The organism is Flagellimonas sp. ABD4_174 (genome assembly GCF_056160185.1).
This window is the reverse complement of the sequence record NZ_JBSWWP010000001.1, coordinates 853,643-873,033: the sequence shown is the minus strand read 5'-3', so window position 1 is coordinate 873,033 and position 19,391 is coordinate 853,643. Positions and strand designations below refer to the sequence as shown.

14 protein-coding genes and 1 tRNA gene are annotated in these 19,391 nt (G+C 37.2%); 8 read left to right on the top strand and 7 right to left on the bottom strand.

The genetic code is table 11. The features are described 5' to 3' along the window. Together ACXAFK_RS03835 and ACXAFK_RS03830 are read left to right on the top strand one after the other, a co-directional pair. Positions 1–1,347 carry a SusD/RagB family nutrient-binding outer membrane lipoprotein gene (locus ACXAFK_RS03835; RefSeq protein ID WP_474956866.1) on the top strand — a complete coding sequence of 449 codons (1,347 nt, stop codon included), beginning with the start codon at positions 1–3 and terminating at the stop codon, positions 1,345–1,347. Between the two features lie 248 nt (positions 1,348–1,595). After that, positions 1,596–2,177 (top strand): hypothetical protein, encoded by a 582-nt coding sequence (locus ACXAFK_RS03830; RefSeq protein WP_474956865.1) that lies wholly within the window; start codon positions 1,596–1,598, stop codon positions 2,175–2,177. 66 nt (positions 2,178–2,243) lie between these two features. On the opposite strand, the gene ACXAFK_RS03825 is transcribed toward ACXAFK_RS03830, so the two are convergent. The 7 genes from ACXAFK_RS03825 to ACXAFK_RS03795 form a co-directional block, all read right to left on the bottom strand. Further along, positions 2,244–4,364 carry a peptidylprolyl isomerase gene (locus tag ACXAFK_RS03825; RefSeq protein ID WP_474956864.1) on the bottom strand — a complete coding sequence of 707 codons (2,121 nt, stop codon included), beginning with the start codon at positions 4,362–4,364 and terminating at the stop codon, positions 2,244–2,246. A gap of 84 nt (positions 4,365–4,448) precedes the next feature. Further along, positions 4,449–5,738 carry a hemolysin family protein gene (locus ACXAFK_RS03820; protein ID WP_293298988.1) on the bottom strand — a complete coding sequence of 430 codons (1,290 nt, stop codon included), beginning with the start codon at positions 5,736–5,738 and terminating at the stop codon, positions 4,449–4,451. Between the two features lie 2 nt (positions 5,739–5,740). After that, a complete protein-coding gene (locus ACXAFK_RS03815) occupies positions 5,741–5,944 on the bottom strand; it encodes a hypothetical protein (RefSeq protein WP_474956863.1) in 204 nt (67 codons plus the stop codon). A 1-nt stretch (position 5,945) separates the two neighbouring features. Continuing rightward, positions 5,946–6,548, bottom strand: coding sequence for an LPS export ABC transporter periplasmic protein LptC (lptC, locus tag ACXAFK_RS03810; RefSeq protein ID WP_252080682.1), 603 nt, complete (start codon positions 6,546–6,548; stop codon positions 5,946–5,948). Position 6,549: 1 nt separating this feature from the next. Further along, entirely contained in the window at positions 6,550–7,920 is a 1,371-nt protein-coding gene (locus tag ACXAFK_RS03805) for a tetratricopeptide repeat protein (RefSeq protein ID WP_252080683.1), read from the bottom strand. Positions 7,921–8,022: 102 nt separating this feature from the next. Further along, complete coding sequence (bamG, locus tag ACXAFK_RS03800) at positions 8,023–9,288, bottom strand: BamG family beta-barrel-assembly machinery protein (RefSeq protein ID WP_474956862.1); 1,266 nt, start codon at positions 9,286–9,288, stop codon at positions 8,023–8,025. Further along, complete coding sequence (locus ACXAFK_RS03795) at positions 9,289–10,017, bottom strand: type III pantothenate kinase (RefSeq protein ID WP_474956861.1); 729 nt, start codon at positions 10,015–10,017, stop codon at positions 9,289–9,291. It abuts the gene before it with no gap. Between the two features lie 100 nt (positions 10,018–10,117). On the opposite strand from ACXAFK_RS03795, the gene ACXAFK_RS03790 reads away from it, so the two are divergent. The 6 genes from ACXAFK_RS03790 to ACXAFK_RS03765 all read left to right on the top strand — a co-directional run bounded on the left by ACXAFK_RS03790 (position 10,118) and on the right by ACXAFK_RS03765 (position 19,202). Further along, positions 10,118–10,190: transfer RNA gene (locus tag ACXAFK_RS03790), tRNA-Phe, on the top strand. 322 nt (positions 10,191–10,512) lie between these two features. Continuing rightward, a complete protein-coding gene (locus ACXAFK_RS03785; RefSeq protein WP_474956860.1) occupies positions 10,513–13,314 on the top strand; it encodes a type I restriction endonuclease subunit R in 2,802 nt (933 codons plus the stop codon). Continuing rightward, positions 13,315–14,913 carry a class I SAM-dependent DNA methyltransferase gene (locus ACXAFK_RS03780; protein ID WP_474956859.1) on the top strand — a complete coding sequence of 533 codons (1,599 nt, stop codon included), beginning with the start codon at positions 13,315–13,317 and terminating at the stop codon, positions 14,911–14,913. It abuts the gene before it with no gap. Continuing rightward, positions 14,910–16,379, top strand: coding sequence for a restriction endonuclease subunit S (locus ACXAFK_RS03775; RefSeq protein ID WP_474956858.1), 1,470 nt, complete (start codon positions 14,910–14,912; stop codon positions 16,377–16,379). The genes ACXAFK_RS03780 and ACXAFK_RS03775 overlap by 4 nt, the downstream gene beginning before the upstream one ends. Continuing rightward, positions 16,376–18,145, top strand: coding sequence for a restriction system-associated AAA family ATPase (locus ACXAFK_RS03770; protein WP_474956857.1), 1,770 nt, complete (start codon positions 16,376–16,378; stop codon positions 18,143–18,145). The genes ACXAFK_RS03775 and ACXAFK_RS03770 overlap by 4 nt, the downstream gene beginning before the upstream one ends. Then, entirely contained in the window at positions 18,120–19,202 is a 1,083-nt protein-coding gene (locus tag ACXAFK_RS03765) for a hypothetical protein (RefSeq protein ID WP_474956856.1), read from the top strand. Before ACXAFK_RS03770 ends, ACXAFK_RS03765 begins: the two co-directional genes overlap by 26 nt. Positions 19,203–19,391: the final 189 nt, after the last annotated feature.

Below are 19,391 nucleotides of genomic sequence, written 5' to 3'. Positions count from 1 at the left end.
ATGAAAACAAAATTTATTTACATATTAACTATTCTTCTTACTCTAACTTCTTGCGAAAGTGTAGTGGAGGATTTAAACGACGACCCCAATAACTTCAATGATACCAGCTTATCACTGATTTTGAATCATGCCATTTTAAATTTGGTAACTGTAGCTGAGTCTGACATGGCTAGATATGCTACAATATTTACCGATCAATTTATGGGGGTTGACAGGCAATACGGAACCTTAAATGGATATAGTGTAACCCAAGCAGATTTTGATGAGCACTGGGAAGATTTATACCAAAGAGGTATTACCCAGGCACAGATTGCCAAAGCCAAAGCCATCGAGGCTACAAATGTGTCCGCTGAAGGCCAAGCATTGATTTTAGAAGGATATTACTTTGCCGAAGCTGCATTGCTATTTGGTGATGTACCATTCTCAGAAGTGAACAACGCAGAAATAACCGACCCTATTTACGAAGGACAAGAAACGGTCATTAACGGTGCAATTTCCCTGATTCAGGAAGGAATTAGCAAAGCCGGCAACACCTCTGCTGCCAATAACGTTATGGCTACAAACTCAACTTGGGGGCAAATTGGCAATGCACTTTTAGCAAGATATTATTTGGCATTGAGAGAATATGGTCTAGCCAATCAAGCTGCAAAGGATGCAAACTTCACCTCAAATGATAATGACTGGTCAATTGTACATTCAGCCGCAAACTTTGGTGAGAATTTATTCTGGCAATTTGAAGTTGAACAAAGGGGGGATTATCTGAAAGTTGCAGCTCCGGGAGCTAATGAGGGAGATCCAGCCAATTTCTCCTATATGTTGGAATTGTTGGATGCCAATCATCCTAATTATAAAGGCAATGCCAAAACGGATGAAACTGTAAGGTATAACTTTTACGCCGATGGTGAAAGTTTAAACACTACAGATGGTTTTGCTGCCCAAACAGCATCATTTCCGGTTGTATCTTTCGAGGAAATACAATTGATCATTGCTGAAACAGAAATATTGGCAAATACAAATAGTAATGCTGCCATAGTAGCTTTAAACCTGGTAAGAACCAACAATACAACAAAGTATGCTGGTAGCCAATATGACCCCTATGTAATTGGTGATTTTGCAGACACCAATGCGTTGCATGTCGAGATTCTAAAAGAGAAGTTTTGTTCCGTTATTGGATTGCCAACTTTCCATGACGTGAACAGAACAAAAAATTTGATTGGCACAACGATAAAAAATGACAATCAAACCACCATCCCACAAAGGTTTTTATACCCTTTAACAGAGTCATCTTCCAACTCAAATGCTCCGGATGTGGTAGGCCTTTTTGTGCCAACACCAATTAATAATTAAATCTGTAGCTTATCCTAAAATAGATTGACATTTTTAATACTTCCATTAAAACCAGAGAAGTTAACTTCTCTGGTTTTTTATGTTTAACTATGTATGCTAGCATAATAACATCTAATAACTTTAATCAAATCAGTACAATATAAATTCTCTATTTTATCAACTCAAACAGGGCATCCATCAATTAGACCCATTAATTTCAAGGCATTTCTTATATGTTTGATACCTATTCATCAAACTATTTATAAGAGATGGCCCAAATCTTTACCAAAATAGGTTATCGATTCCTCCTAGGAACCATATTCCTAACTGCTTCCCAGACCTTTTCGCAAATTGACCCAGCGGTTTCGAATAGGCTCAATGGCTTTATGCGCGAAAACTGCACAACAACATTTAATGAAATTTCCTCCACCCCAGTAGAAAACATACTCAAATACAAAGTCTTCCACATTGTTCAGGAGACCCAAAACATGTATGGTGAAAAGAAGAAAAACATCAATGAATTTATTGTGATCGATACTGGACAAAAAGTAGCAAGTTTTGAACGCGTCCAAGCGAATACGAGCTTGCCTGAACTTACCAACTATATTCGTGAAGATTTTATTCTTGATCAAGAAAGCGCGCACGAATTCCAATCCCTCTTGGATTATATTTATCCCATAGAAGATTGGAAGCCCGACCATAGAGAATATTTTCAAAAAAATGGTAAATGGTACTTCTTACGCGATGCCTATTTCCGCACCAAGCAAGGGTTTGAGGTCACTGTTGATATTCAGGGAAGAATCACGGATATCTGCTATAAAATGAAATGGAACGATTCCGAAAGCAAATAACTATCTTGAACAAACAAAAATGCCTCCCGTTCGGGAGGCATTTTTTATATTCTGTATGGCTATTTCTTAGTAGAATGTAGCTCTCTTATCTTCTATCTCAGCCTTATCTTTTAAGGCATTGTAAACCGAACCGTTTACCCTTGCAGCAGCACTACTTTGCAAATTTTGTGCATAGGTACTGTAATTTTCAACATCTGCAGCTTCGGTTTTATTGGTCACTTTGATCATAAAAACCCCTGAGTTGCCTTCGATCAATTTGGATGTTTGGTTTACATCCAGGGCAAAGGCACTTCCTACAACCAAAGGCTCTCTACCGGCTCCTGGAATGGTAGGAGAAGACAAAGTCACCGCAGAGGCCGTGCTAACACTTACATTATTGTCGGATGCAATGGCTTCCATAGCCTTACTTTGGTTGGCCGAAATGATCTGTTGTGCCTTGCGCTCTTTTCTGATTGCAGGCAATGCGGTAGCAGAAGCATCCTCGGGCGCCATAAGACCTTTTTTGTATTTTTTGGTCAATTGCACCACAGCATATCCATTGTTCACATTAAACCGTCTGATATCACCAACACTGGTATCTTCGTTAAACACCCATTGTACAATACTACGTTGTGAACCGAGCCCGGGAAGATTTTCTTCCATTTCCTTGATTTTATTCACTGGTCGAACAGTGTAAGAACTTTCTCTTGCGATATCACCAAAATTTTCGGGTTCTGCATCCAAAACGGCCATTTCAAATTTGGTGGCATCGGTAAACAAGGTGTTTATGGTTTCCTCGGAGGGCTCTATCTCCCTCGCCAAAGTTGCTACCTGGATCACATCTTGCTTATCGTCCACTTTGATCACGTGGTATCCGAACTGTGTTTCCACCAAACCTATGGTTCCCGTTGGGTTTCCAAAACAAAAATCGTTGAACTCGTCTGCCATTACACCTTCTTGGAAATACCCAAGGTCACCTCCACGTGGGGCCGATGGACCATCCGAATTATCCCTTGCCAATGTTGAGAACAAGACACCTTCTTTTTTGGCTTCTGCCAATAGTCTCTTGGCTTCTGTTTCGGCCTCTTCTTTAGTTCTGGTAATCGATGGATTGGCACGCTCTGCACCCTCCCAAGTAATCAAAATATGGCTTGCCTTAACGGTTCCATTGGCCTTTCTGTCCATTACTTTGGAAATTTTGTAAAAATCCCCATCCTTGTACGGACCATAAATATCACCAACATTCATTGCCATAAGTGTATCGGCCACAACCGTGGGCAAATCGTTCTTGGCTTTGTAGATGGTATCGAATTTAGTGTCGGAGTAGCGGTCCAAAAATGCGGCCATCGCTGTTGTATTTCGGAATCCGGCAATGGTATCGTTAGCGTCCTTTGCTTCTGAATATTCCACAGAATCGTCCAATAGAGCGGTAATACCTTCTTTTACATTGTTGTCATCTTCTGCGGACGGCTTTTCTTCAAAATACACAAATCTGATGTCGCGTGCCTTTTCCTGCTGAAACTTGGTCTTATGGTCGTTGATATATGCCTGTATATCACTTTTGGACACATTGATAGTGCTATCGGGTATTGAAGTAAAAGGAATACGAACGTACTGAAGGTCCACTTTATCGTTGGACATATCGTAGTCCAGTTTTCCTTCGGTCAAGGTCGCAGTAACTCCTCCTTTAACCAAATTAAAGTACATACGTTCTTTGGCAGCTTGAATGATGGAGGCCTCGTCCTGCAACCAAGCATCATATCGCAAAGGATCGTTCGCTTTCCAATCGGCAATGGCGCTTCTGAACACTTCTTCGTTAAAGATTCCGTTCTCATCTTGGAAATCCGGAATTTGAGCGTAGCCGGATGTTCTTACGAACTCAACGATTTGATCACTTTCCACATCGATTCCCAAATCTTCGAATTGCTGGTTCAAAATGGTCTTTCTTACTTCTTGATCGTACACCATGTTCACCAATTGGGTAGATGATACCGTTGGCCCATATCGTCGAGAAGCTGTTTCTACCTGAACTCTAAACTCATCAATAGGAATATTTTCCCCATTAACTTCAGCGACCGTGGAACCTACTTTTGTTCCAGAAAAATTATCACTGCTGAATACTCCGGATATTACGAATGCGAACAACGCCAAACCAATTATTAGAATTAGAACTGTTGTCCGTTTTCTAATATTCTCTAATATTGCCATTTTACTGCTTGTTTTCTTTAAATTCAGTGGGCGAAAATACCACTTTCTTTTCAAATAGGAAAGCTAAAAAAAGGGTGGAATATATTAATCTTCAGTCTGAACCACCACACTTACCAAATCAATTTTGGTATTGGATACCTCCAATATTTTAAAGGTGAAATTATCCACGGTTACTTCTGTATCCTTTTCGGGAATCTCGCCTGTATGGTTTACGATCAATCCGCCCAATGTTTCGTACTCTTCACCCTCGGGAAGCTCCAATTTATAGTTTTCGTTAATGTAATCCACCTCCATACGGGCAGAAAACTTAAACTCGTTCTCACTTATTTTTTCTTCGTGTAGGTCGGTGGAATCGTGTTCATCCTCGATTTCGCCAAACAACTCTTCTATAATATCCTCTACTGTAAGAATACCGGATGTGCCACCGTATTCGTCCAAAACCACGGCCATACTTTTACGTTTTTTAGTAAGTACGTTAAGAATATCCTGTATCAACATGGTCTCTGGAACAAATTCCACCGGTAGGAGAATACTTTTTATGGTCTTGGGTTTTTTAAATAGCTCATAGGAATGGACATAGCCAATTATCTCATCTATACTTTCTTTAAAAATCAAGATTTTTGAATACCCCGTTTCCGAAAAGAGCTTGGCCAAATTCTTAGGAGTCTCGCTCTGCTCCACTGCTACGATCTCGGTCCTGGGAACCATGACCTCTCTTGCCTTTACGGTTGAAAACTCCAGTGCATTCTGAAAAATCTGAATCTCGGAATCCACATCGTCCTCTTCTTCCACGGTCTCCATTTGCTCGGTTATGTAGTCCCCCAATTCCAGTTTGGTAAAAGAGAGTTGCATATCATCTCCATCGGTTTTAAAGAAAACCCTAAGTATAAAGTCGGATACTTTAATGACAAACCAAGATATAATGGAAAAAAGCAGGTAGAAAAAATAAGCAGGTACGGCCAAGGCCTTTAATAATGCGTTTGCATAGATCTGAAAAAATACTTTGGGCATAAACTCGGCGGTGAGGAGTATCACCAACGTAGAGATCACCGTTTGCGATAGCAGGCTAAAATCCGTCAACAAAACATTTAGAAACTGATAATTGGTAGGCAACAAACCTTGGAACCATTCCATTAACAGGTCACCCATAAACAGACCATAGATCACCAAGGCGATATTGTTTCCAATAAGCATGGTGGCTATAAACTTTGAAGGCTTGTCCGTTAGCAAGGTAAGCACCTTGGCCAAAAAGCCTTCTTGCTTTTTCTCTATTTCAATATGAATCCTATTGGCTGAAATGAAGGCTATTTCCATTCCAGAAAAAAATGCCGAAAACAGCAGGGAAAGTACGATAATGATGACGGAGGGGTCCAATGCTACTTTTTATTATCCGAATTGCGCTGTTCAAATCGTTTTCGATACCTTCTTCTAAAGAGGAACATTGCCACAGATACTACCGCGAAGAAGATAAAGATATAGGTCTCCTTTGGATTAATGCTCCAAAGTGCTGCGATCTTATAAATAGAAATCACCGCTACGGCCAAATAAAGGTATTCAGTATATCTTAAAATTTTGATCATCTTATTCTTCTTCTTTAATCGTCATTAGCCCAAATGTTTTGTGGGCCTTAAAAAAAGTAAAATCCTTATTAAAATCCATCCCTTCACCATCCATTACGGTTCCATCTTCGGGATTTGTGTACTTAAAAGTGGATTCTGTAAATATCCAATTGTTCTTTTGGTCGAAAAATAACTGGTCGGTTTCCAGTTTTTTTCCGTCGTGGGTCTCTATGACCACATTTCCTTGCAAATCTATCAAATTAGTTTGTGAATATTGGATTCCATAATCCGCAACCACTGTACTTTTTTGATTTTCGTCGTCGTAAAACTCCACCTGAAGTCCTTCGGGAAAGGTTTTAAACTTGAATCTTTGATTATCAAAATCCTCGGACAACGGACTGGACAAAACGGCAATCCGTTTGGAATGTGCAGAATCCTGCGTTCCCATGGCCTCTTTGGTCTCAGTATAGGTCAAGGTAAAATTATGGGCCACTCCTTGCGGATACAATGGTTTTACGGCTTCTTCACCTACTCTCCGGTAGTCGTCCCCACAGGACATAAAAAGCATTGCCACGGTAAAAACCGTGGCAAAACTGTTTAAAATATGTTTGGATGTTTGTTTCACCTTATAAACTAGGTACTTTAACACTGCCTCCTACCCAACAGCTAAAGGTAATGGTCTGACCGGCTTTTCCTGAACTAAAGATCATTTCTTTGGTGGGAGCCTTTGCACTGTAACTTGCGGCTGTTTGGTTGGCACGTCCGCTCAATGCGGGATCAACCCTACCTGCCTTTCTTGCCATTTCGGCTGCTTTCCAGTACATCGCTCTTTTCTCGAACGGTGTGCTACCACAATCGTTGGCACTGGTCGCGTAAAGGTTGGCAATCAACAAATATGCTTTACCATTTGCCGGGTTGGCCTCGGTAGCTTTAAGTGCGTAGCTTCTTGCTTGTGATTTACTAGACCTTCTAACGGTTGTTGCAATCTTGTAAAGAATCTCAGATTTTTTGTACGCATCGGTTTCCAATTCCACAGCTTTATTGAAATCGGCCAAAGCACCTTTTGTGTCACCTGCTTTTTGTTTTAATACACCGCCATACATATATGCATCTGCTGATGGATCCAAAGCCAACTGGGCCTCGAACAACTTTCTGAACATTGGGTCGTCCGTACATTCTTTGGAGAACATTCTACCCACGGCACGCTTTACCCATTTTACGTCGTCCTTTTTCTCATCAAAGCTTTTCTCGTACAATGGAATTAGGTTATCGCAATCTGCAAGAGCACCTAATTTGGAGTCTACACTGCTTGCCACCTTACCGAATGATTCGGAGTTTACCGTGGCTACCCTAAGGGTTCTTTTTTCTTTGGAGGTCAATGTTCCCAAAGAGTCTTTTGGAAGAAGCTTGGTTACCACATCGGTCAACTTTTTATTTTCTTCTTCAATTTTTCCCGTGACATCATCGTAGGTATTGAATACATCCTGAAGGTCTTTTTTACCAGACCCGTGCAAGTCCACTAAACTTGAGAAGTATAGGTACAATGCTCTCGGATTGGTGAAATTGGCCTGATCTTCTTGGAAGGCCTTGTCCAACAAGTTGAACAATTGCTCGTCCGATGCCATTTTGTTCTCGTACATCAACAGTGCTTTGTCTATAGCTACACCTGCTTTGCTGTACTTGGTAGGGAAATATTTTAGGCTGTTATCGTACAACGCCATCAAATCCTGAATAAAGGCATCTTTCTCTGCTCCTGTGGAGCTATCTATTTTTGCCTTTAGGATACGCTCTCCATAGGAGAAATTCGCTTTGTTGATATCTGGGCAACTTTCGTAAACCATTTTCCATGGTTCGTAAGCTGCATCGTAGTTTTTCACCTTTACGTGTTCTGCGTAAATAGACAGATTGGTCATACACTCGGGGTTCTGTGCTTGTGCCATACTTAATCCCGCCAACATCGTGACCATTATCATTGTTAAGTAGTGTCTCTTTTTCATCTTACTAATTTTAAAGCTGTTAAAGTACAAATTTTCATTAAAAAATCCTTCAATAGGACTTTCTATGGGTGGTTATTTATTAATTTTTCAAAAAATGGGCTTTTAATTTATTTTTCTTTGCTGAAACCATCTATCATTTAATGATAAGCCCACATTAACTTTGAAATAACTTTCCTCTATAAGGTTAGCATCGGTTGTTCCACGTCTTCCCAATTCAAATCCTAGGTTAAGATTGGAGAAGGATGACCCCAGCGGTAGACCAAGTCCAAAAGTTATGCCAAAATTATTTATTTCTTTTTCGTTCACTACCAAACCGCTTACATCGTAACGTAGGCCCGCACGATAGGTTACGCGTTTAAAGTAGCCCGATAATGCCCGGTAATCCGGCACCCAATACCCTCCAAAGGCGTAGGTGTTCGCATCGGAATAGGTTACATTTTCGAGTCCTAAAAATCTATTTTCAAAATCGCTCATTTGCTGAAAACTGTACTCTGCTCCTAAAAACCATTTCTTATTTTCACCAAAACCAAGACCCAAAGTGGTCCTAGTAGGGATTTTTAATTCGGTATTCCTAAGGTTGGAAGCATCCAAATCGACATCGACCACCTCAACATTGTTTCCATTGGAAAGCGAAAAAGACCCCAGGGTCTGCGTGTTTTTAGACACTAAATTCCCTTGCGTGTTGACCAAAACCGAAGTATACAGCGTGTATTTATCCTTAATGGTAGGGTTGTAATTCAAGGCATATTTAAAATCGTATCCATTTATTTTGGATTCGCGATTGTCCAATGTCCCAAACTGGACATCTTCCACACTTTGTATCCTCTGATATTCCAGGTTTCCAAAGTTATAGTTGACCGTTACCCCCAAACTTAAATTTTTAATGGGTTCAAACCCGACAGACGCGTACAATCGGTTTATACCTCCATCGCCTTCGTAAATATTGGTCACTTCGGCACCTTGTGCATTGTCCATCACCGAGTTAAGGCTATATCCTATCGAGGAGTAGGGCATTATCCCAAATCCGACTCCCAATTTATCCGCTATGGGAAAACCAATGGACAGATAATCTAAATTGGTCACGGATAGATTCTGCTCTTCGTTGAAGTCTTTTAGTCGGTATTCCCTATGTGAAATACCTGCCGTGTATGTGGTCAATTTTAGCTTGGAGTATGCCGCCGGGTTGGACAAATTGATATGGATACTATCTCCGTACATACTTACACCGCCCATCATTTGGTTATCTACCGTCCCGTTGTTCCGATGGTCGCCCACTCCAAAGTAAGAGTATGGCGATATTGTTCCATTTTGTGCGAACAGACCATGGGCCACCACGCAGAAAAAAGCGATCAAAATTTGTTTAATCATTCAGTTTGTGTTGTATTCCAGTAGGCAATTTAACCCCTCCAAGAGAAATTTGGAGTTCGCAAATATGGTGTTTTTTAGCCTTTTGTCAAAAAAATGGGAGTCTCCGCCTGTTAAAATAACTGTTAAATCTTGAAAACGAGATCGATATTGATCGATAACACCGTCTACCTCTTGGACTACACCATTGATTACACCACTGTGCATGCAGGATTCGGTAGAATTCCCGATTATATCCAAAAACTCATCTGGCTTTAGCAAAGGTAGTCCGGCCGTTTGATTGTGCATGGCATTGTACCTCATTTGCACGCCCGGGGAAATAGCTCCTCCGACATATTCTCCGATATTGTTCACCAGATCGTACGTTATGCACGTGCCCGCATCGATAACCAAAGTATTCCCCCTTGGGTTGTGGTGATACGCTGCGGCAGCCAGGGCAACTCTATCCACCCCTAAGGTCTGTGGCGTGGCATAACTGTTTTTAAATGGGACTCTGGATGCATTGGTAAGTACGTGCACTTTGCAGAAAAGAGCAACCACATCCCGCTCTTTTCGGTCCAATTTACCCACAGACGATAAAATAGCTTGGTTGATCTGCGGATATTTTTCGAAGAGTTCCTTGATTTTTGATAAAAACAAACCGGATTCCGTTGTTTGATGAAAAACAATCCTTCCGTTCTCAAAAACAGCGAATTTGATAAGTGTATTACCGATGTCGATGACCAAGTTCATATTACAAAGATCGGGAATTGAAAAAAATCGGCACCTTTTTTTCGGGTTTTTGTTTGTATATCCTAATTTTGAAATTATATTTGCACCCGCTTTAGGGCATGGTACCTTAGCTCAGTTGGTAGAGCAACGGACTGAAAATCCGTGTGTCCCTGGTTCGATTCCTGGAGGTACCACTTCAAAAATCCGTAACAATCTATTTTTTAGTGAGTTACGGATTTTTTGATTTATAATTGTACTGGATTTGTATTGCTCATCTTTCTTTGCAGCCAATCATTAGTCTATCTCAAAGCATATTTTCTAGCTTCTTATCACCATCTTTTGAATTCACCTAATTATCTAAGATTAAGTCTTAATGCCATTTCTTTATCGCATACACCTGCCCCTATATTTAAGAAGAATTATTATACCACAATAAAAGATAACCTATATGACATAGTTGAACTTTTGGTTATTTTTATCAAACTTTGACTTATTAAGTAAATTCTTATCACTTAATTGAAAAACGAAAAACAGACACGTAAGGAATTAATTGACAAGCGACTTGCTGATGCGGGATGGAATGTTACAGATTTCACCCAAGTCATTCAGGAATTTGATATTGAGGTAACTCCCAACTATGAAACTTCCGAGCCTTCACCTTTTTATGGTCATCAATTTAGCGATTACGTCCTTTTGGATCGAAGGCAACAACCTATCGCAGTAGTTGAAGCTAAAAAAACTTCTGTAGATGCTCGAAAAGGTGAAGAGCAAGCTAAACAATATGCTTATAATATAAGTAAGCAATATGCTTGCGACCTGCCTTTCTGTTTTTACACGAATGGGCATGATATCTACTTCTGGGATTTAGAAAATTACCCTCCAAGGAAAATTTATGGTTTCCCAACACTTGGCGATTTAGAAAGATGGAACCATATACGAAAGAGAAAAGGACATCTTGGTGAAGAAATTGTCAATACCTTAATTGCTGGCCGACCATACCAAATCAAGGCTATAAGGGCATTAATGGAAGGTATTGAAGCTAGAAACAGGAAATTCCTTTTGGTAATGGCAACAGGTACTGGTAAAACAAGAACTACCATTGCATTTATAGACACATTAATAAGATCCAACTGGGTGTCAAGGGTATTGTTTCTTGTGGATAGAATTGCCCTAAGAAACCAAGCTAGAGACGCCTTTAAGGAACATACTCCAAACTATTCCACTTGGCCAAACGACGGAGAAACCTCTTTTGATCCCAAGCGGCGAATCTATGTCTCTACCTATCCGACCATGCTCAATATTATTGAAGGTGACAAAACGGATATTTCTCCCCATTTCTTCGATTTAATCGTAGTAGATGAAAGCCACAGGTCAATATACAATGTCTATCAGGGAATATTGGATTACTTTAATACAATAGTTCTTGGATTAACAGCTACACCTACTGATGTTATCGATCACAATACATTCGAACTATTTAATTGCGAAGATGGTTTGCCAACATTTGCCTATACCTTTGAAGAGGCCACTAATAATATTCCAAAATATCTAAATGATTTTCAAGTACTAACCCTTACTACTAAATTTCAAAAAGAAGGAATTCGCAAAAGTACCATTTCATTGGAGGAGCAAAAAAAATTGATTGCTCAAGGAATTGAAGTCGATGAACTCAATTTCGAAGGATCTCAACTTGAGAAACAGGTAACCAACAAAGGCACAAATGCATTGATAGTAAAAGAATTCATGGAAGAATGCATCAAAGACCATAATGGTGTCCTCCCGGGTAAAACAATATTCTTTAGTATGACAAAAGCACACGCTAGAAGAATCAAAGAAATTTTTGATCAACTCTATCCGCAGTACCATGGAGAATTGGCCAAAGTGATTGTTTCAGATGATTCGAGAGTATATGGCAAGGGGGGGCTTTTAGATCAATTCAAGAATAATGATTTGCCACGTATTGCGATAAGTGTTGATATGTTGGACACTGGAATTGACATACCAACTATTGTTAATCTTGTATTTGCCAAACCAGTCTATTCCTACACAAAATTCTGGCAAATGATCGGTCGTGGAACAAGAGTTTTAGATTCTGCTAAAATTAAACCATGGTGCAAGGAAAAAGATAATTTCCTGATTATTGATTGTTGGGACAACTTCGATTATTTTAAGCTTAACCCTAAAGGCAAAGAGTCAAAACAACAAGTCGCCCTCCCTGTTAGACTTTTTCGATTGCGGCTAGAAAAGCTAAAATCTGCCCAAGAAAATATTGCTGAAGAGATTATTGTTAAGGAGAAACAGAGACTTAAGGACATGATTGAGGCTCTACCCATCAAAAATGTAGTGGTTTTGGACGCCAAATCTCTGCTAGATAGAGTTTCCGAGGAATCCTTTTGGCTAAATATTACTGAACAGAATATACAATTATTGGAACAATCAGTAGCTCCTTTAATGCGAACTTTAAGTGATGTTGATTTTTTAAGTATGCGATTTGAAAAAGATATTGTAGAAACTTCTATTGCCATACTGAAAAATGATGCCGAAGCCCTGGCGGCCATGGAAGACGTGGTAACTGCACAGATATCAGAATTGCCCTTATCATTAAATATAGTTTCCAAAGAAAAAGACCTAATATCAAAATCGTTGAGAGCTGCGTTTTGGAAAAAACTAGATGAAGAAACACTCGACTTGTTGCTCACTAAACTTTCCCCATTAATGAAGTACCGAAAACAAAATGAAAGCCCGTCTGGTACTAATCAAATATCTATCAATATCAAAGATGAATTAATTAAAAAAGAATATATAGAATTTGGCCCGGACAATGAATTAATGAGCATTACAAGATATAAAGAAATGGTTGAGAATTCCATTAAAGAAATGACTTCTACTAATTTAATACTACAAAAAATAAAATCAGGACAACTGGTAACCGATGATGAAGTCCAGCAATTGGTAGAACTACTTTCCGAGAAGGATCCATATATTACAGAAAGCTTACTTAAGAAGGTTTACAATAATAAAAAGGCAGCTTTTTTGCAGTTTATTAAACATATTTTAGGCGCGGAAAATTTAATTTCATTTTCGGAGGAGGTTTCAAATGCTTTCACCATATTCATCCAAGAAAATACAACACTATCTCATGATCAGATTCAGTTTTTAGACATCCTTAAAAATTTTATTATTGAAAGAGGGCAAGTATCTAAAAAAGACATGGTTAGTGCGCCTTTTACTCAATTACACCCCAAAGGAATTTTAGGGTTGTTTCCTCCAGATCAAATAAATAAAGTAGTACAACTAACAGAAAAAATAGTAGCATAAATGTTATCATCCGAATTAAAATCCAAAATCAATCAGTTGTGGGACATGTTCTGGTCTCGTGGTTTGTCCAATCCTATTCAAGCCATAGAACAAATGTCTTATTTGTTATTTATGAGACGATTGGACCAAATGGATTCTGACGAACTTGAAAAACATCAATTCTCAGGAACAGGTTATGTCTCTATTTTTAAAGGGGAGTGGGACACAGGGAAAAAAGATGGAGAAAACAAACCTATTTTCATTCCTAAAGAAGATTTAAGATGGTCAAAATTCAAGGAAAAAGAACCTCAAGAAAAATTTGAATTTGTAAAGGAGCAGGTCTTCAGTTTTATCAAAGGACTTAATGAAGACCAATCGCAGTTTTCTAAACACATGGAAAGTGCTGTGTTTTTAATTCCAAGCCCAACATTATTAGAAGATGCCATTAATTCAATAGATGAAATTTTTGAATTCATTCAAAGTGATCGGAACAGAGGACAAGAATTTCAAGATACTCAAGGTGATGTATACGAATATTTACTAAGCGAACTAAAAGAGTCAGGTAAAAATGGTCAATTTAGAACTCCAAGGCATTTAATTCGTTTTTTGGTAGAGCTAATTGATCCAGATTTAAATGATCGTATTTGCGATCCTGCAAGTGGCACAAGCGGATTCCTATTATCTGCTTACCAATACATTTTAGCTAAGCATACGAGTAAAGACATATTAAAAGAAGATGAAGATGGCTTTTGTAATGGCAAAGGCGATAAAATAAGTAATGAACAATATTGGAAAAAGCTTTGGACAGATACATTTTTTGGTTTTGATATAGATCCTACTATGGTTCGAATTGGTTTAATGAACCTAATGCTACATGGAATTAAAGTACCTCATATTGAAAATGCTGACACCTTATCCAAAAAATATGAAGAACAGTATAAAGATGGAGAGTATTCTGTAGTATTAGCAAATCCACCATTTACAGGTAAGATTTCTAAAAACGATAAAAGCGATCAATTTAGAATTAATACTAATTCAACAGAGTTATTGTTTTTAGATCGTATTATTAAAATGCTACAAACGGGTGGTAAAGGTGGTGTAATAATTCCTGAAGGCGTATTATTTGGTTCTACCAAAGCCAACATACAATTACGAGAATTGTTATTAAAAGATTGCCAGTTAGAAGCTGTTATTTCTTTGCCGAGTGGGGTGTTTAAGCCTTATACAGGAGTTAAAACAGCAATGTTACTGTTTACTAAAGCACAGCATGATAGTCAAAACTTTCATACCGAAAAAGTATGGTTCTATGAATTAAGAAGTGATGGTTATTCTCTGGATGATAATAGAAGACGACTAAAAGATGCACCTTTACCTGTAGCCGTTAATAATTTTAGAGATCGAGCACAAAAAAGTAATATGGCAGAACGTGAAGGTCAGCATTTTTATGTGCCGCTTGAAGAAATCAAAGCCAATGATTTTGATTTAAGTTTTAATCGCTACAAAGAGTTTAGATACGAACAGCAAACATATGATCCGCCCAAAAAGCTATTAGATGAGTTAATGAATTTAGAACAAAAGATTTTAGAGGATATGAAAGAATTAAATGATCTAATCGGATGATAAGTCAAGAATTCAAATTAGAAAATGTAGCTAAACAGATTAGAGGTGTATCATATAAAAAAGACGTTGTAAGGGAAGAGCCTTTTAGTGGTTACATTCCGCTTTTACGAGCCAATAATATCCAAGATGACTTCAAGTTAAATACAGAAAATCTCATTTACATTCCAAAAAGTATTGTAAAGCAACACCAAATACTAAAAAAAGGCGATATTATTATAGCTGCCTCTAGTGGAAGTAAAAATTTAGTGGGAAAAGCCACTGGTTTTGATTTACCTCAAGAATTTACTTTCGGAGCATTTTGTAAAGTACTAAGACCAATATCTTCTGTTATAAGAGTAAAGTTTTTATGGTATTATTTTCAGAGTTATAAATATAGATGGTTAATATCTAATTTGGCAGCTGGGGCAGGTATCTTGAACATAAGAAACTCACACTTAAATGAAATAACTTTTACTGCACCAAAAGATTTAAAAGAACAGGATAATATTATTGCCACATTAGATAAATCCAAAGGGCTTATTGATAAACGCAAAAAAAACATTGATCAATTAGATGAACTTCTTCGTTCGACTTTTTTGGAGATGTTTGGAGAACCTGTATTTAATTCAAAAAAATGGAATGTAAATACTTTGGGATCTACATTAAAAACAATAATAGATTATAGAGGTAAAACGCCACCTAAATCTGATTCGGGCATTCTACTTATTAGTGCCGCTAATGTTAAAAATGGCAAATTAAATTTTAAAGTCAAAAATTATATTTCCGAAGAAAACTATAAGACTTGGACGAAAAGAGGATTTACAGAACCCAACGATTTATTATTTACTACAGAAGCACCTGTAGGTGAAGTGGCCTTATATCCAAAAGAAGGTGTTTTCCAAATTTCAAGAAGGGTTATTGCGTTAAGAGTTAAAGAAAATTTAATTGTGCCTGAATTTTTATTATATCAACTACTAGATAAAAACTGGCAAGGAAGATTATCAAATTATTTTAGGGGGTCAACAGTTCCTAGAATTCTTAAACCTGATATTCTAAATCAAGAAATAATTATTCCTGATATAAAAGCTCAAATAAAATTTAAGGATATTTATAATTCTATTCAAGTTTTAAGAATGAAGTTTAGTGATGGTTTACAAGATTCCAAAGACCTATTTCAATCTATTCTTCAAAGAGCATTTCATGGTGATTTATTGGTAGATACAGATTTACAATTGGACACTTTTTTAGAGACTAAGGATTATGAAACAATCGAAAGGGATGAGGTTCTTATTCAAAAGTTAATAGATCGTTTTAATATTCATAATAACATAAAAAATGTGCAGGACAAAGAAGAAGATGACTTTTCATTTGAGTCATTTGAAGTTTATGAAAATGCAAAAGAAGCATTATTTCATTTATTAAAAGTGGGCAAAGCGGAACAAACCTATGATGAAACATTAAATCAAACTACTCTAAAAGTGACATGAAGCTATTAAGGCTACAAATAAACAGTGATTTTAGAAGTCTTAAAGCTGGCTTTGAGCTGCAATTTAGAGATGTTTCGAACATTGAAGATATGCGAGGCTTTCGTCCATTTTGTTTTGCAGGTTTAAATGGTAGTGGAAAGTCTAATGTTTTGGAGGCATTGGCAAACATTTTTTATCACCTTGACTTATGTGCCAGCCGTTTTAAACCTCGAGCTTTTGAGTCCTTTTTTGATCCTTGTATAAACGTCAATGGACCAAATGCTTTTGAATTAGAATACATAATCTTTCCCAAGAGCGAAAATGAAACTATAGAAGGTTATAATCTTATAAGGATTGTAAAGCAAAATGATAGTATTCCAGTAATGTATCACACCTTTCATTCATTAACGAATGCATCATTAAATGAAAAGATAGAGATAAATAATATTGATATTGTTGCCCCAGAGGATCAAAAAGACTCGGCTGAAGGTAAGAACTTTTTACCTGAATTAGTGGTTGGTTATTCATCTGGGGAGAATGAGATATTAAGCATTCCTTTTATAAAGTCCAGGTTGATACATCTTGACGAGTATTCACAATCTTATGCGAGATACGGTTTATTTGGAGTACAATTTCAACGAACGGAAAGCAGTTTGGTATATGTCGATAGTGAAATGAGTCAAGCAGTATTATTGTCTTGTTTAATTTTTGAAGATAAAGAGACAACGCTTGAACCCCTATTACGAGAACTTAAAATAAAGAGGTTACGCAGCTTTAGGATGCATCTAAATGACAGGGTATTATCAATAGCCTTAGATAATGATGGTGCTATGTATCCCAATGTACTGCATCATATGCATGAAAAAATCATTGACCTAAAAAAACTATCGACAAGTTGGTTTGAAGAAAAAGCAACTGACAAAGGATTTGGTCAGGATACGGAAGAACAAGAGACTTCAATTATTAAACTAGATTTTTTTGTTGATGATGAAATGAAAAAAGCATTTCGAAGCATTTTCACCTCGGCTTTAGATATGTTTCAATTTTTTCAGTTACTATATGAATTAAATAATACATTTTTAGAAATTACAAATTCCAAAGGAGGCATAAAAGAAGAAGTCTATCGTTCAGAAGGATTTTACACAGATGGCAAATTGCCAATTCCTGGACCTGCTGATAAAGTGTTCTTTTTCGAAAATTACCATATCGAAAAATACATTAATAAAGAGAGAACAGAAACAAAAGAGTTATTGTTACGCAATTTTTCAGATGGAGAGCATCAGTTTATTCACACCATGGGAATTTGCTTGTTATTAAAAGATTTAAGAACGATAATATTACTAGATGAACCAGAAACGCATTTCAATCCAGATTGGAGAAGCAAATTCATCAGCATACTAAATGAAAGTATAGAAGCTGGGGGCAGTGATAATATAATGAAAGATGTCTTACTGACCTCTCATTCTCCCTTTATCATTTCAGATTGTTTACCCAACAACGTTATTTTCTTTTCACGTAATGGAGAGTCCCGTTATGTGGAAGCGAAAACAGCTAAAGAAATGGGGTTCAACACCTATGGAGCCAGCGTAAATTATATATTAAAGCACTTCTTCAACACAGAGTTTCTAGGCTCCAAATCGCTTAATGAATTAAAGAAAGTAATAAAAGATGGAAACTTATCTGAATTGACAGAGGCAACAGAAAAGTTTAGTGAGTCAAGTAAAAAACAATTTTTGTATAAACGAATTTATGAATTAACCAATGCTGACGAACCTTCAGAAGATTAATACAGATATTGGTAGAATTCATGAAATTCCATCTCGATTCTTTGAAAGAATTGAAGCATCAGATGAATTTGGCGATCATCTGTTTCCCGAATGGGCAAGACAAGTGTTCGACACAACAACTTTATTCAATCAATTTGAAGTTGTTTATAATAAATACAAGGGTATCGGCAATCAAAATGAAAGAGAACTAATTGTTAGAGCTTTTCAACATGACAATAGAGTTGAGGATCTGTGTAACATTGTAAATGGCATAGATGTTATTGAATTAGGTGAATTGAATGAGTCCATCCAAGATGATTTAAAAACACTCTTTCGATATTTGTATAACACAGCTCTTAATTATCAGGGATATACCAATTTCGTTGGGACTACCGTAAAAGAGAGTATTGATTTATTCAATAAATCTAACAAAGTGCAAATATGTCCGTTTTGTGGAATCGAGGCTTTTTTGAATTTGGAGGGGCAGTCCAGACTTGCTTTGGATCACTGGCTATGTCAAGATTTATTTCCCATGAATTCTGTAAATTTTGACAATCTAATGCCAATCGGCGATAAATGTAATTCAAGGCCAGCAAAAGGAACGAAAAACATTTTAATAGACGCTCCTGAAACTCGTAATAGAGTTGCTGCTTTTTATCCTTATCAACCCAACCATGGACTAAGCACCTCTTTTAATTTTATTAATGAACCTTCTGTTGATGGTATTACTGATGAAGACTGGCAATTTGAAATTCTACCGGCAAATCCCACAGAGAAAAATAAGTTTGATAGTTGGAATACTGTTTTTAACATTAAATCTAGATATCTAGACTATTATAGAAAAAATGTTTTCGACTTATGGGAAGATGATTATAAAGAATTCATTGAGGACGATAATGATTTGACCCATGCGACAACGGTAGAAGAGTTTAAATCAAACCTTAGGATTTACAAATCTGCTTTTCAATTGAAAAAAAGAATTGGTGCAGTCTTGCTACGACCATTTATTGATTACCTACTCAAAGAAGCTGGAAATTCATATCTATTTGGATTGCTAGAAAGTATTAGAAAAAGGTGATAATATTTAGGCATTTAAATATTAGCAAAGCTTTTTTTGATAACAAAACCTACATAAATAAACATCTTTTTCTTATTTTTTATATCTTGAAAAGAAGTTAATTTACTCATTTCCCCCATTTTACATTTGAAAAGGAATATGCAATGAATCTCAATTATCAATTGGATAAGTATTGCATTTATGTGGAGG